Genomic DNA, 15,249 nt, shown 5'->3' on the forward strand with positions numbered 1-15,249 from the left:
TCATTGTATTCAGGATCCGGTCGTACCTTGGGCTGCTCCGCCCTCAAGTTTGCGCCACAACAACCGCACATTCGCCTTGCGCACCAAAGCGCAGCGATACAAACGAATCTCCAGCGGCACATGCCATTGCGGACCGCCGCAGATTACCAGTTCACCACGCGCCAGCTCGGCACGTACGCTGAGTCGCGGCACCCAGGCAATCCCCAGGCCTTCCAGCGCCATGCTTTTCAGGCTGTCGGCCATGGCGGTTTCATAGAGGGTGGTGAAGCGCAGGGCGCGCTGACGCAAAAGCATGTTCACCGAACGCCCGAGAAAGGCGCCGGCACTGTAGGCCAGTAACGGCACACTGCCTTCGCCTTCCAGGTCGAACAGCGGCTTGCCCTCGGCATCGGCCGCGCAGACCGGGAGCATCTCGGTGTCTCCCAGATGCAGCGAAGGGAAGATTTCCGGGTCCATCTGCATCGCCGCATCCGGATCGTAGAACGCCAGCATCAGATCGCAGCCGCCTTCACGCAGAGCATGCACGGCGTCGCCGACGTTGGTCGCCACCAGCCGCGTGGCGATGTTCAGGCCTTCATTGCGCAATTGCGCGATCCAGCGCGGGAAGAAGCCCAGCGCCAGAGAGTGGGCGGCGGCGACTTGCATCACTTCGCCCTGCCCGCCCTCCAGGTGATGCAAGTGCCGCAGCACTTCGCCGAGCTGTTCGACCACGGTGCGCGCGGTCACCAGAAACAACTGCCCCGCCGCCGTCAGTTCGACCGGCGTGCGCGAGCGGTTGACCAGCGTCAGGCCCAGCGCGGCCTCGAGGCTGCGGATCCGCCGACTGAACGCCGGCTGGGTGACGAAACGTCGCTCGGCAGCCTGGGAGAAGCTGCGGGTGGCGGCCAGAGCACTAAAATCCTCGAGCCATTTACTTTCCAGATTCATCACGTCCTCCCGGACACGCACCATTTTAGGTCATACGCTCGACGCCTAAGCGGCGTCACATGGGCATTATGCCGTTTATGCATAGGCTAGTGCTTAACAGCATTGGCCCTAAATTGCCTGCAAGCCTAGCATTGACAGCGTTCCGGCACAGACCGGGTCCATATCGAGATGATTTCTATCATGTCCTCCGCTGCATCTTTCCGCACAGAAAAAGACCTGCTTGGCGTACTCGAAGTACCTGCTCAAGCGTATTACGGCATCCAGACCCTGCGAGCGGTGAACAACTTCCGTCTCTCCGGCGTTCCGATTTCGCATTACCCGAAGCTGGTCGTCGGTCTGGCAATGGTCAAACAGGCCGCCGCAGACGCCAACCGTGAATTGGGTCACCTCAGTGAAGCCAAGCACGCAGCGATCAGCGAAGCCTGTGCACGTCTGATCCGCGGCGATTTCCACGAAGAGTTCGTGGTGGACATGATTCAGGGCGGCGCTGGCACTTCAACCAACATGAATGCCAACGAAGTCATCGCCAACATCGCGCTGGAGGCCATGGGCCACAGCAAGGGCGAATACCAGTATCTGCACCCGAACAACGACGTGAACATGGCGCAGTCGACCAACGACGCCTACCCGACCGCGATCCGCCTGGGTTTGCTGCTGGGTCACGACGCGCTGCTGGCCAGCCTCGACAGCCTGATCCAGTCGTTCGCCGCCAAAGGTGAAGAATTCAGCCACGTTCTGAAGATGGGCCGTACCCAGCTGCAAGACGCCGTGCCGATGACCCTCGGCCAGGAATTCCGCGCTTTCGCCACTACCCTGAGCGAAGACCTGGCGCGCTTGAAAACACTGGCACCTGAGTTGCTGACCGAAGTGAACCTGGGCGGCACCGCGATCGGTACCGGCATCAACGCCGACCCGCGTTACCAGCACCTGGCCGTATCGCGTCTGGCGATTATCAGCGGTCAACCACTGGTACCGGCCGCCGACCTGATCGAAGCCACTTCCGACATGGGCGCCTTCGTACTGTTCTCCGGCATGCTCAAGCGTACTGCGGTCAAGCTGTCGAAGATCTGCAACGACCTGCGCCTGCTGTCCAGCGGACCGCGTACCGGCATCAACGAAATCAACCTGCCAGCCCGTCAGCCAGGCAGCTCGATCATGCCCGGCAAGGTCAACCCGGTTATCCCGGAAGCGGTCAACCAGGTGGCATTCCAGATCATCGGCAACGACCTGGCACTGACCATCGCGGCCGAAGGCGGCCAGCTGCAACTGAACGTGATGGAGCCGCTGATCGCCTTCAAGATCTTCGACTCGATCCGCCTGCTGCAACGCGCCATGGACATGCTGCGCGAGCACTGCATCGTCGGCATCACGGCCAACGAAGCCCGCTGCCGCGAACTGGTCGAACACTCGATCGGTCTGGTCACCGCGCTGAACCCCTACATCGGCTATGAAAACGCCACCCGCATCGCCCGTATCGCCCTTGAAAGCGGCCGCGGCGTGCTGGAACTGGTGCGCGAAGAAGGCTTGCTCGACGACGCCATGCTCGCCGACATCCTGCGCCCGGAAAACATGATTGCTCCGCGTCTCGTGCCTCTGAAGGCTTAACCGAACGCTGGCTCTTTCTCTATTTAACGAAGAGCACGAAGAGCACCGCTCACCAGGTCGAGGGACTAGACACCTCTCACCTTTTGAGGGCTTGGAGATTACTCTCCGGGCCCTTTTTTTTAACTTGTTTGCAACAACGCAGAACCTGTGGGAGCGAGCCTGCTCGCGATGAACGATAACGCGGTGTACCTGAAAAACCGCGGTGTCTGCATCGCGAGCAGGCTCGCTCCCACAAGAGCCCGACGCCATAACGTCAGGTGTTTCAACGCTTCGTTTCATCGCTTGCACCACAACCGTGCAGACGGACGGCGCACTCCTATGTATAGTGCCGCCCCTCTTCGCGTGAGCGGTCGTCGGTAACGAGGCCCAAACACATGCGAAACCCGAACTAATAACAACCCGCGATATGGATCCGGGACGTACCTTCGCCCCACCCGTTGTGCCGTGCGCAGACTGGTGTAACACGATGTGTCGGACCGGCCAGCATTTGCCTACACAAAAAACAGCGAGGAATACTCCATGCTCGAAGTCATTAACGACTTCCTCTCAGGGAAAGTACTGATCGTGCTCATTGTCGGGCTCGGTAGCTACTTCACGATCCGCTCGCGTTTCGTTCAGTTCCGTCATTTCTTTCACATGTTCGCGGTGTTCCGTGACAGCCTGCGCAGCAGCGCCGGTCAACTCAGCTCGTTCCAGGCCCTGATGCTCAGCCTCGCCGGCCGCGTCGGTGCGGGCAATATCGCCGGTGTCGGCATCGCCGTGACCCTCGGTGGCCCCGGTGCGGTGTTCTGGATGTGGGTGACCGCGCTGGTCGGCATGTCCAGCAGCTTCTTCGAATGCTCCCTCGGCCAGCTCTACAAGCGCTGCGACTCCGAAGGCCAGTTCCGTGGCGGCCCGTCCTTCTACATTCAGCACGGTCTGCAGAAACGCTGGCTGGGCATGATCATGGCCTTCCTGCTGCTGATCACCTTCGGCTTCGCCTTCAACGGCCTGCAAGCCCACGCCGTGACCCACTCGCTGAACAACGCCTTCGGCCTCGACACCACTTACACCGGGTTGGCCCTGGCAGTATTGCTGGGTCTGGTGTTCATCGGCGGTATCAAGCGGATCGCCAGGGTCGCTGACCTGCTGGTGCCGGTGAAAACCCTGGTGTACATCGGCGTGACCATCTACGTGATCGTGCTGCAGTTCGACCACGTTCCGGGCATGTTGATGACCATCGTCAAAAGCGCCTTCGGTCTGGACCAGGCGTTCGGCGGCCTGATCGGCAGTGCGATCGTCATGGGCGTGAAGCGTGGCGTATTCGCCAACGAAGCGGGCCTGGGCAGTGCACCGAACGTGGCCGCTGTGGCCTCGGTCGAGCACCCGGTTTCGCAAGGCGTGGTTCAGGCGTTCAGCGTGTTCCTGGACACCTTCGTGATCTGCACCTGCACCGCGTTGCTGATCCTGCTGTCGGGCTTCTACACCCCGGGCTTCGAAGGCGACGGCATTGCCCTGACCCAGAACTCTCTGGCCGCCGTGGTCGGTGACTGGGGCCGGATGTTCATCTCCGTGGCCCTGGCGTTGTTTGTGTTCACCTCGATCCTCTACAACTACTATCTGGGCGAGAACAACCTACGCTTCCTGCTCGGCGAGAACCGCAAGGCGCTGATCGGCTACCGCGCACTGGTACTGGTGCTGATCTTCTGGGGCGCGATCGAGAACCTCGGTACGGTGTTCGCCTTCGCTGACATCACCATGACCCTGCTGGCCTTCGTCAACCTGATCGCGCTGTTCCTGCTGTTCAAGGTCGGCATGCGCATCCTGCGTGACTACGACGACCAACGCGCTGCGGGCATCAAGACGCCGGTGTTCGATTCGAGCAAATTCCCGGATCTGGATCTCGACCTGAAAGCCTGGCCAGCCAATCCGCCAGCCGTCGCTCCTACGGCCGCAGCTGAGCCGCAAGGCGTGACCGCAGCGCAACGCTGATCGGTGAATGATGGGCGCATACTCTGTGCCCGTCATTTAAAGTTCGGAAAACTGTGGGAGCGGGCTTGCCCGCGATTGCGGTATTACATTCAAAACTGATACTGAATGTGCTGGCCTCTTCGCGGGCAAGCCCGCTCCCACAGGAACTCATCGTTTCGGAGAATCCTATGAACCCTTCGACTTTTCCTGCTGCCCAGCACGTCATGGTGCTCTACACCGGTGGCACCATCGGCATGCAAGCCAGTGCCCACGGCCTGGCCCCGGCGTCCGGTTTCGAAGCGCGTATGCGCGACTACTTCCACGGTCGGCCGGACCTGGTGGTGCCGAACTGGCGCTTCCGCGAAATGGCCCCGCTGATCGACAGCGCCAACATGACCCCCACGTACTGGCAACAGTTGCGTGAAGCGGTGGTCGACGCCGTTGATGTTCAAGGCTGCGACAGCGTGCTGATCCTGCACGGCACCGACACCCTCGCTTACAGCGCCGCAGCCATGAGCTTCCAGTTGCTCGGTCTGCATGCGCGCGTGGTGTTTACCGGCTCGATGCTGCCGGCCGGCGTACTCGACAGCGATGCCTGGGAAAACCTCAGCGGCGCGCTGGTTGCGCTGGGCCAAGGCCTGGCACCGGGGGTGCATTTGTACTTCCACGGCGAACTGCTGGACCCGACCCGTTGCGCGAAAGTCCGCAGCTTTGGTCGTCATCCGTTTGCCAGGCTGCAACGTAACGGTGGAGTGGCCAAGGCGCCGTCAGTTCCCGCTCAGCTGGAATATCATCAGAGCAAGCAACTGGCCAAAGTCGGCGTGCTGCCGCTGTTCCCGGGTATTGGTGCTGAACAGCTGGATGGCCTGCTCAATAGCGGTATTCAAGGACTGGTGCTCGAGTGTTTCGGCAGCGGTACCGGGCCAAGCGACAACCCCGAGTTCCTCGCCAGTCTGCAACGGGCGCAGGACAAGGGCATAGTGGTGGTAGCGATCACTCAATGCCATGAAGGCGGGGTGGTGCTGGACGTCTACGAAGCCGGCAGTCGATTGCTCGGCGTTGGCGTGTTGTCGGGTGGTGGCATGACTCGCGAGGCAGCGTACGGCAAGTTGCATGCGTTACTGGGAGCGGGACTGGAAACGGCGGAGATTCGGCGGTTGGTTGAGCTGGATCTTTGTGGGGAGTTGAGCTGATTCAACGCGGCTACAAGGGCGGCGCAATACCTGTGGGAGCGGGCTTGCCCGCGATGAACGATAACGCGGTGAATCAGACAAACCGCGGCGTCTGTTTCGCGGGCAAGCCCGCTCCCACAAAAGCGACGGCACACAACTTGCTCGATTCCAGCAACCCCCACGCTGGAACCGAGCATGCTTCACTCCCACCTCACCACCCTCAATGCGGTCTCATTGGTGCTCAGCACCTTCAAGGCTGAAGGCCTGTCCAGCGAAGCACTACTGGCCGGAAGTGGCATCAGCGCGGCCGATTTGAGCCGGGCGGACACGCGAATCACCACCAACCAGGAAATGCAGGTCTGCGCCAACGCGGTCGCTCTCAAACGTGATATCGGCCTGGAACTGGGCCGGCGCATGCACGTTTCCTCCTACGGCATGCTCGGCTACGCCCTGCTCACCAGTGCCACCTTAGGTGACGCTTTGCGTCTGGCGCTGCGCTATCCGGCGCTGTTGGGAACACTTTTCGAGTTGAGCCTTGAGGAGGATGGCGAGCGCATCTGGCTCACGGCCTGCGACTATCGGGAAAACCCGGCGCTAACGGCGTTCAACACCGAGTTCTGCCTGGTCTCGATGAAAGTCACCTGTGACGACCTTCTCGGTCACCCGCTGCCATTGCTCGGCGCCCGTTTCGAATATCCCGCGCCGGACTACCAGACCCGCTACACCGAGCGCTTCGACTGCCCCTTGCAGTTCGATGCCACAGCCAATGCCTTCGCCTTCGACAAACGCTGGCTCGACCAGCCGCTACCGCTGGCCGACGCCATCACCCATCAAGCCATGGCCGAGCGCTGCCGCAAGCAGAACATCGAGTTCACCGGACGTCAGGCCTGGCTCGGGCGAATCCGCAAACTACTCGCCGCGCAACTCAACGCCGCTCCGGGGCTTGAGGGTTTGGCCGAGCAAATGAACTGTTCGGCGCGCACCCTGCGGCGGCACCTCAAGGACCTTGGTTGCAGCTATCAGGAACTGCTCGACGAGCTGCGTTTCGAGCGGGCCAAGCAAATGCTTTGCGAAGATCAGCTACCGATCTACCAGATCGCCGAAGCCCTGGGTTTCAGCGAAACCGCCAGTTTCCGTCATGCCTTCGTGCGCTGGAGTGGCGTGGCACCGAGCCAGTTCAGGCCTTGAGTAATGCATTGTCTGGAATATCGCTATCGCGAGCAGGCTCGCTCCCACATTGGATTACCGTCGTACACAAAGGCTGTGTTCACCGCAGATAAAATGTGGGAGCGAGCTTGCTCGCGAAGGCATCCTCAAGAACGCCAAAAGCATCGCGGGCAAGCCTCGCTCCCACAGGCTCAGCATTCATGCTCTGAACTGGCGCACCGTCGCATTATTCAGGGGCGATTTACGGACAAATACTTTGGCCATATCGATCCCCTTTTGGCCGCTCCTACCGTTCTCTCAAACACCCTGCGCCGCAAGACTGTGTTCAACCGAATCAGCCTGCGGAGAATAAGAAATGCTGACGATCTACTCGGACGATCACCACCTGCACCACGGCCGTTGTGAGCTGATGGACGGGCAACTGATGCCCTGCTTCGAAATGCCCTCACGTGCCGATCACGTTTTGCAGCGGGTTCAATACCGCAATCTGGGCCCGGTGCAAGCGCCGCAGGACTTCGGGCTCGGACCGATTGAACGCATCCACAGCCGCGATTATCTGGATTTCTTCAACGGCGCCTGGCAGCGCTGGACCGAGTTCGGTCGCGAGGGCGACTTGCTGCCCTACACCTGGCCGGCCCGCACCTTGCGCGGAGTGATCCCGAAAAGTCTGCATGGCCAGTTGGGCTATTACAGCTTTGACGGCGGTGCGCCAATCACCGCCGGCACCTGGCAAGCGGCGTACAGCGCAGCGCAAGTCGCGCTCACCGCTCAGGCCGTTATCCAACGCGGCGCCCGCAGTGCCTTCGCCCTGTGCCGACCACCGGGACACCACGCCGCCAGCGATTTGATGGGTGGTTATTGCTACCTGAATAACGCCGCCATCGCCGCTCAGGCGTTCCTCGATCAGGGCCATAAAAAAGTCGCGATCCTCGACGTCGACTATCACCACGGCAACGGCACCCAATCGATTTTCTACGAGCGCAGCGACGTGCTGTTCGCCTCGATCCACGGTCACCCGGAAGCCGAGTTTCCGTTCTTCCTCGGTTACGAAGACGAACTCGGCGAAGGCGCTGGTGAAGGTTTCAACTTCAACTACCCTCTGGCCGCCGGCAGCGATTGGAACCGCTGGAGCGCCGCCCTGGAACTGGCCTGCAAGGAGATCGAACGCTACGGCGCCGATGTCGTGGTGGTTTCCCTCGGGGTCGACACCTTCAAGGACGACCCGATCTCCCAATTCAAGCTCGACAGTCCCGATTACCTGCTCATGGGCGAGCGCATCGCGCGTCTTGGCAAGCCGACGCTGTTCGTGATGGAAGGCGGTTACGCGGTAGAGGAAATCGGCATCAATGCCGTGAACGTTCTCGAAGGTTTTCAAAGCGCCCAATGAGGAATTAGAACAATGAACAGTCTCAAGCGTTTTATCGCTCCAGCCCTCTGTGCCACGCTGCTCAGCGGCGCCGTGCACGCTGAAGACCGCACCTTGCGGGTTTACAACTGGTTCGACTACATCACCCCGAAAACCCTCGAAGACTTCAAGGCCTCCACCGGTGTCAAACTGATCTACGACATCTTCGACACCAACGAAGCGCTGGAAGCCAAGTTGCTCACCGGCAACTCCGGGTATGACGTGGTAGTGCCGTCCAACGTGTTCCTGGCCAAGCAGATCGAAGCCGGGGTGTTCCAGCCGCTGGACCGCAGCAAGCTGCCGAACTGGAACCACCTCGATCCCAAGCTGATGAAGCTGATCGAAGCCAACGACCCTGGCAACAAGTACGCCGTGCCCTACATGTACGGCACCATCCTGATCGGCTTCAACCCGGACAAAGTCAAAGCCGCACTGGGCGACAACGCGCCGGTGGACAGTTGGGACCTGATTTTCAAAGAAGAGAACATCAGCAAGCTCAAGCAGTGCGGCGTCGCCCTGCTCGACTCGCCGTCGGAGATTCTGCCACTGGCCCTGCAACACCTCGGCCTGCCGCCCAACAGCACCAACCCTGCGGACTATGCCAAGGCTGAAGCGCTGCTGATGAAGATCCGTCCGTACGTCACCTACTTCCACTCGTCCAAATATATGGCCGATATCGCCAACGGTGACATCTGCGTCGCGGTCGGTTATTCCGGCAGCTTCTCCCAGGCCGCCAACCGCGCCAAGGAAGCCAAGAACGGGGTGATCGTCGATATGCGCCTGCCTAAAGAAGGCGCACCGATCTGGTTCGACATGCTGTCGATCCCTAAAGGCGCGAAAAATCCGGAGGACGCCTACACCTTCATCAACTACCTGTTGCAACCGAAAGTGATCGCGCCGATCAGCGACTTCGTCGGCTACCCGAACCCGAACAAGGACGCCACCGAACTGGTCGACCCGGCGATCCGCAACAACCCCAACCTGTACCCGACCGAAACGGCGATGACCACGCTTTACACCCTGCAACCCTTGCCGCGTGATGCGGAACGGGCAAGAACCCGGGCCTGGACCAAGATAAAGTCCGGGACCTGAACCGGATGATTGCCGGACAAAAACTGTGGCGAGGGAGCTTGCTCCCGCTCGGCTGCGCAGCAGTCGTAAAATCGGCGCCCGCGTTCTATCTGAAGACCCGCGGTGACTGATTTTAGGACCGCTGCGCGCTCCAGCGGGAGCAAGCTCCCTCGCCACAGGTCCAGTGTCGCCTTAACTGACCGGTGTTCACTGAGCGAATCCGAAGGCCCGCCGTCGTGCGGGTCTTTCAATTCCATACACCCCGGAGTCGCATCAACGCAGCTTCAATCGCCACTTCCGGTACCGCCGCAAAACCGAGGACCAATCCCGCGCGCTCGTTATCCGGGGAACTCGAGTCCGGCAGCCAGTAACTGCTCAAGCCATTGATCTCCACATCGACACTCGCGGCTTGTTCGATCAGCTCACGTTCACGGGCCACGCTGTCCACGCGCACGGTCAGATGCAAACCCGCCGCCACACTGGGCAAACTGCCAACACCCGGGATATCCACAGGCCAACCGGCCAACAATGCATTGCGTCGACTCAACGCCGCGCGGCGCATACGACGAATATGCCGCTGAAAATGCCCGGCTGCCATGAACTCGGCCATCACCGCCTGAGTGCTGACCTCCGAATGCCGCATGTCCACTGCCCGACGCTGGGAGAAGGCGTCTACCAACCCCATCGGCAATACCAGATAGCCCAGCCTTAGCGCTGGAAATGCAACCTTGCCGAAAGTCCCGACATACAGCACCCGCCCCTGCCGATCCAGCGCAGCCAAGGGCGCCAGCGGCGCACCGCTGTAACGGTATTCGCCGTCGTAGTCGTCCTCGACGATCCAGCCCTGGGTGCGCTCAGCCCAGGCCAGCAATTCCAGACGCCGCGCCAGGCTCATGATCACCCCGGTCGGGTACTGGTGGGATGGCGTGACATAAGCCAATCGACAGTCGCTCAAACCCGCCAATGCAGCGCAATCAATCCCTTCGTTATCCACCGCCACACCCTGCAAACGTGCCCCGGCCACCGCGAATGCATGACCGGCCGCGCGATAGCCGGGGTTTTCCACAGCCACCCCATCACCGGGCTCCACCAGCAGCTGTGCACAAAGGCTAATCCCCTGCTGCGCGCCACTGGTGATCACTATTTGTTCAGCGCTGCACTGCATGCCTCGGGAGCTGCGCAAATACGCCGCAATCAAACCGCGCAAGCGCGCATCGCCTTCGGGAGCGCCGTAGCACAGTTGCTGTAAATCCGGTTTTCGCCAGAAAGCCGCATTCAGCTTGGCCCAGACTTCGAACGGGAACAGATCGAATGCCGGTATTCCGACCCGAAAAGCTCGCGGCGGACCACTGGATGGCCGGGCCAGATGGTGTTGCTCGACCCGCCTAAGCGCCCCACTGTGGATAACTTTACTGGATGAAATCACAGGTAAATCCAGCCGATTTGTGGATAACCCTGTGGGTAAGCCTGTTGAAAACCCTGTGGATACTTTTGTGGATAGTTTTTTCACCGGCAGCGCAGTTTCAGGCAGTTGCGCCACATAAGTACCGTCCCCCACGCGACCTTCGATAAACCCTTCGGCATACAGCTGATCGTAGGCACGAACGACGCTGTTGCGGGAAATCGACAAGGCCGCCGCCAGATCCCGGCTGGCCGGCAAACGCGTGCCACTGGCCAGGCGACCGTCAAGCACTCGCACCCGCAACGCCTGATAGAGCTGACGGCTCAAACCCTGACGGCGGTCGAGTTCAATACCCGCAGGGTTGAACGACAAGGACAGCGGCGGATTGCTCATCGCAATGAACCTTTGGCAATGGACCTACGAAATTGGTCATTAATGGCTCTTACAACAGACCAATAGCCTGCCTAGGATGCTTCCATTCGCCAAGGAAAATTTCCAGGCACACACCCAGCGCATTCGCCGAAGAAGACGTACTGCAACTGCACCAGCAGTCGTTTTACCCGAGCAAAGCCGAGCGGCATAAGGAACGACCATGAGTCAGATTGATATCCGCCGAGTCACCGCTGACGATCACGACGCCTGGCTGCCGTTGTGGCAAACCTACTTGCGCTTCTACAACACCGAGTTGCCCGACAGCGTCAGCCAAAGCACCTGGCAGCGTTTTCTCGACCCGAGCGAGCCGACCCACGCCGCCCTCGCTTGGGAGGGTGATAAAGCCGTGGGCATGGTGCACTTCATCTATCACCGCTCCAACTGGAGTATCGAGAACTCCTGCTACCTGCAAGACTTGCTGGTAGTGCCGCAAACACGTGGCACCGGTGTTGGTCGGCAGCTGATCGAATTCGTCTACGCCACCGCCCGCGCCGACGGTTGCGCCAAAGTCCATTGGCTGACCCACGAAACCAATGCCACGGCCATCCAACTCTACGAGCGCATCGCCGAACGGCCCGGTTTTATCCAGTTTCGTAAAGGCCTTTAAGATTCAAGGAGAACAGCATGTCGACTTCACTCGCCGACTGGAAAGGCGTTCCGGCGCCTTCGGTGAACCTCATCGAAGGGCGTTTCATTCGCCTGGAAAAGCTCGACCCGGCACGCCACGCCGATGGTCTGTGGCTGGCCCTTGAAGGGCCAAATGCCGACCCGAAACTCTGGGACTATCTGCCTTACGGCCCTTTTACCGAACGTAGCGCCTTCAATGACTGGCTAAACAACCACGCGGCCAACAGCGACCCGTATTTCTTCTGCGTGATCGATCGCGACAGCGGTGACGTCCAGGGCATGCTCAGCCTGATGTCGATCGTACCGGCCCAGGGCCGGATCGAAATCGGCCACGTCACCTTCGGCGCGCCAATGCAGCGATCGCCGAAAAGTACCGAAGCGGTTTATTTGCTGGCCAAAGAGTCTTTTGCACTGGGTTACCGTCGCCTGGAGTGGAAGTGCAACAACGCCAATGCCCGCTCCAAGTACGCGGCTGAGCGCCTGGGCTTCAGTTTTGAAGGGGTGTTCCGCCAGCACATGGTGGTCAAGGGTCAGAACCGTGACACGGCGTGGTACTCGATTCTGGATTCGGAGTGGCCGGCGATTGGGGCGGGGTTCAAACGGTGGCTGTCCGATGAAAACCAGACGGATTCGGGGCAGCTGAAGACGCTGGTGGAGTGTCGGGGATAAACCATTTTTGGTGCCTGACAGGCCGTCTTCGCGGGCAAGCCCGCTCCCACAGGATATTCGTTGCCCACACATTTGTGGTTCCAACACGGACCTTGTGGGAGCGGGCTTGCCCGCGAATGGGGTTAACCCAACCTCTGCGCCAACACTGCAATATGCTCCGGCCCAATCCCGCAGCAGCCGCCCAAATGGCTGGCGCCGCGTTTCTGCCAATCAGCCGCCCATTGCAGGTAACCCGGCGGGTCAAGGTCTTCACGCAACGGGTCCAGACCGTCGTTGGCCGTGGCCTCTTTCGGCTGCGGCGGGAAGGCATTGGCGTACGCGCCGATGTGAATCTTCACACCCAAGCGCTCGAAGGCTTCCCGGGCCGCATCGATCGCGGCGCCGATCACTTCCGGCTGGCTGCAATTGAACAGCAACGTTTCGACGCCTAACGCTGCAGCGACAGCTGCGGCCTCGCTAACCGGCTCACCAGAGCGCAAACGCGGCACTTCATCGGTGTCTTCATCCTTCAACGTGAACGACAACCAGAATGGCTTGCCATCCTTCGGCAGCCCGGCGTGGATCGCTCGCGCCTCGACGATAGAACTCTGGGTTTCCGCCAGCCATACGTCCACGTGCGGAGTCAGGCCGGTCACCAGCGGTGTCAGAACCTCAGACACCCGTACCGCGTCGAACAGATCCGGACGATAAGAACCGAACAGCGGCGGCAAAGAACCTGCCACCAGCACCGGCTGTTTAGCAGCATCGGCTGCACGCCGTGCAAGCTCACCCGCCAATGCGGCGAGCGCCTGACCTTCAGCCGCGAAGCGCTCTTCACCGATATGAAACGGCACCACAGCATAACTATTGGTGGTAATGACGTTGGCACCACTTTCGATATAAGCCGTGTGCACCGCCTCCACCGCTTGCGGAGCTTCGCTCAAAGCCAGTGCCGACCACTCCGGCTGCCTGAACGGCGCGCCCCGGCGTTGCAGTTCGCGCCCCATACCGCCATCCAGAATTATCGTGTTGCCTGCGCTCATATGCTTTTTACTCATATGCTTATGAAAATAACTCACTACCAGAGTCGTTCTTATAACTATTAAATACGCACCATTCAGTTAATAACAACCTCTTTTTTAGTCAGGAACCGCCCATGAAACTTCAACCGCTGCTGGCCTTGGGCCTGACGATTCTGGCTGCCTCTTCCCAAACCTTTGCCGGTGCCACACTGGATCGCATCGAGCAAAAGAAAGAGCTGGTGGGCGTGCTGATGGAAAGCTATCCACCGTTCTCATTCCTCAACGATCAGAACCAACTCGACGGTTTCGACGTCGACGTGGCCAAAGCCGTGGCAGACAAGCTCGGCGTCAAACTGCGCCTCGAAACCCCGTCCTGGGACGTGATCGCCGCTGGCCGCTGGAGCGGTCGCTATGACATCTGCATCTGCTCCATGACCCCGAGCAAGGCCCGCGCCGAAGTCTTCGACTTCCCGGTGGAGTACTACGCCTCGCCGGCAGTGATTGTGGTCAATGCCAAGGACGATCGCATCCACAACGCCAAAGACCTGAGCGGCAAAAAAGTCGGCCTCACCAGCGCGTCCAGCTATGAGAGCTACCTAAACAAAAACCTGGTGATCGAAGGCGCCGAAGACACCCAATTGCAGTACCCGTTCGAGGACGTGCAGATCGCCCCGTACGACACTGACAACGTCGCCTTCCAGGACCTGGGTCTGGGCGCCGGGGTTCGGCTGGATGCAGTCCTCACCAATCTGGTAACCGCGCAACCACGCCTGACCGAAGACAAGCGCTTCAAGCTTGCCGGCGAGCCGCTGTACTCGGAGCCCAATTCGGTGGCCATCGAAAAAGGCGATGCGCAGTGGAACAGCAAAGTGCGTGAAGTCTTCGCCCAACTGAAACAGGACGGCACCCTGAGCCGGCTGTCGCAAAAATGGATCGGCGCCGACATCAGCCAATGACTTCCCTCCCCCTACCGCCTCGGCCGCCACAACCGGCGGCTGAGTCGTTGCTCAAACGCGTCTTTGGCTTTCGCACGCGCCTGTACCTGACCTGGGCGGCGATGCTCGGCTTGTTCGCGAGTTTCTTCCTGAGCTTCGACCTGAAGTTCTCGATCATCCTCGACAAGCTGCCGAACCTGGTTGGCCTGCACCTCGCGCCCAACGGCTTCTTGCAAGGCGCGGCGCTGACGCTGTTTTTGTGCCTGTGCTCGATCCTCGTCTCGTCGCTGCTGGGTTTCATCACCGCCCTGGCACGGTTGTCGAAGAGCGCCGTGGCGTTCGGCATTGCGAGTTTCTACGCATCATTTTTTCGCGGCACACCACTGCTGATTCAGATCCTGCTGATCTACCTCGGCCTGCCGCAGTTGGGCATTGTTCCCGGCGCCATTGCCGCCGGGATCATCGCGTTGTCGCTGAATTACGGCGCGTATTTGAGCGAGATCTTCCGCGCCGGCATCCTCGGCGTCCCCCACGGCCAGCGCGAAGCTTCCCTCGCGCTGGGCATGCGCGAAATAGTGATCTTCTGGCGGGTCACCCTGCCGCAAGCCATGCGCACCATCATCCCGCCCACCACCAACCAGTTCATCTCGATGCTCAAAGACTCGTCACTGATCTCGGTGATGGGCGTCTGGGAAGTGATGTTCCTCGCCCAATCCTACGGCCGCTCCAGCTACCGCTACATCGAAATGCTGAGCACGGCGGCGATCATCTACTGGCTGATGTCGATTGGTCTGGAGTTGATTCAGGCACGTATGGAGCGGCATTACGGGAAGGCGTATCAGCAGCGAAGCTAGATGACCGGTTGAGCTGTAATTGGGAAGCGCCG

The 15,249-nt window shown here is 60.2% G+C and carries 13 protein-coding genes; 10 read left to right on the forward strand and 3 right to left on the reverse strand.

Annotated features, from left to right (window positions below):
• Window positions 1-9: 9 nt before the first annotated feature.
• Window positions 10-927 (reverse strand): LysR substrate-binding domain-containing protein, encoded by a 918-nt coding sequence (locus AC3I0A_RS26805; RefSeq protein ID WP_489375503.1) that lies wholly within the window; start codon window positions 925-927, stop codon window positions 10-12.
• A 180-nt stretch (window positions 928-1,107) separates the two neighbouring features.
• Between AC3I0A_RS26805 and AC3I0A_RS26810 the strand changes: the two genes are divergently transcribed.
• The 6 genes from AC3I0A_RS26810 (at window position 1,108) to AC3I0A_RS26835 (ending at window position 9,318) form a co-directional block, all read left to right on the forward strand.
• On the forward strand, window positions 1,108-2,532 hold the full coding sequence (locus AC3I0A_RS26810) for an aspartate ammonia-lyase (RefSeq protein ID WP_489375504.1): 1,425 nt from the start codon (window positions 1,108-1,110) through the stop codon (window positions 2,530-2,532).
• A 519-nt stretch (window positions 2,533-3,051) separates the two neighbouring features.
• Entirely contained in the window at window positions 3,052-4,503 is a 1,452-nt protein-coding gene (locus tag AC3I0A_RS26815) for an alanine/glycine:cation symporter family protein (RefSeq protein ID WP_489375505.1), read from the forward strand.
• 167 nt (window positions 4,504-4,670) lie between these two features.
• On the forward strand, window positions 4,671-5,675 hold the full coding sequence (locus AC3I0A_RS26820; RefSeq protein WP_489375506.1) for an asparaginase: 1,005 nt from the start codon (window positions 4,671-4,673) through the stop codon (window positions 5,673-5,675).
• Between the two features lie 174 nt (window positions 5,676-5,849).
• Complete coding sequence (locus tag AC3I0A_RS26825; protein ID WP_489375507.1) at window positions 5,850-6,842, forward strand: AraC family transcriptional regulator; 993 nt, start codon at window positions 5,850-5,852, stop codon at window positions 6,840-6,842.
• A gap of 334 nt (window positions 6,843-7,176) precedes the next feature.
• Window positions 7,177-8,208, forward strand: a complete 1,032-nt coding sequence (locus tag AC3I0A_RS26830; RefSeq protein WP_489375508.1) for a histone deacetylase family protein — start codon at window positions 7,177-7,179, stop codon at window positions 8,206-8,208.
• A 12-nt stretch (window positions 8,209-8,220) separates the two neighbouring features.
• Window positions 8,221-9,318, forward strand: coding sequence for a polyamine ABC transporter substrate-binding protein (locus AC3I0A_RS26835; RefSeq protein WP_489375509.1), 1,098 nt, complete (start codon window positions 8,221-8,223; stop codon window positions 9,316-9,318).
• Between the two features lie 226 nt (window positions 9,319-9,544).
• Here the strand turns inward: AC3I0A_RS26835 and pdxR are convergent, their stop codons facing one another.
• Entirely contained in the window at window positions 9,545-11,092 is a 1,548-nt protein-coding gene (gene pdxR / locus AC3I0A_RS26840; RefSeq protein ID WP_489375510.1) for a MocR-like pyridoxine biosynthesis transcription factor PdxR, read from the reverse strand.
• A 199-nt stretch (window positions 11,093-11,291) separates the two neighbouring features.
• Between pdxR and AC3I0A_RS26845 the strand changes: the two genes are divergently transcribed.
• Together AC3I0A_RS26845 and AC3I0A_RS26850 are read left to right on the forward strand one after the other, a co-directional pair.
• Window positions 11,292-11,738 (forward strand): GNAT family N-acetyltransferase, encoded by a 447-nt coding sequence (locus AC3I0A_RS26845; protein WP_489375511.1) that lies wholly within the window; start codon window positions 11,292-11,294, stop codon window positions 11,736-11,738.
• 17 nt (window positions 11,739-11,755) lie between these two features.
• Window positions 11,756-12,427: a GNAT family N-acetyltransferase gene (locus tag AC3I0A_RS26850; RefSeq protein WP_489375512.1), complete on the forward strand. Its 672-nt coding sequence runs from the start codon at window positions 11,756-11,758 to the stop codon at window positions 12,425-12,427.
• A 122-nt stretch (window positions 12,428-12,549) separates the two neighbouring features.
• Here AC3I0A_RS26850 and AC3I0A_RS26855 read toward each other — a convergent pair whose 3' ends face one another.
• Window positions 12,550-13,449: a homocysteine S-methyltransferase family protein gene (locus AC3I0A_RS26855; RefSeq protein WP_489375513.1), complete on the reverse strand. Its 900-nt coding sequence runs from the start codon at window positions 13,447-13,449 to the stop codon at window positions 12,550-12,552.
• Between the two features lie 113 nt (window positions 13,450-13,562).
• Between AC3I0A_RS26855 and AC3I0A_RS26860 the strand changes: the two genes are divergently transcribed.
• Window positions 13,563-14,384 carry an ABC transporter substrate-binding protein gene (locus AC3I0A_RS26860; RefSeq protein WP_489375514.1) on the forward strand — a complete coding sequence of 274 codons (822 nt, stop codon included), beginning with the start codon at window positions 13,563-13,565 and terminating at the stop codon, window positions 14,382-14,384.
• A complete protein-coding gene (locus AC3I0A_RS26865; RefSeq protein ID WP_489375515.1) occupies window positions 14,381-15,217 on the forward strand; it encodes an amino acid ABC transporter permease in 837 nt (278 codons plus the stop codon). Before AC3I0A_RS26860 ends, AC3I0A_RS26865 begins: the two co-directional genes overlap by 4 nt.
• Window positions 15,218-15,249: the final 32 nt, after the last annotated feature.

Source organism: Pseudomonas sp. KH_024_B2, from assembly GCF_057839965.1.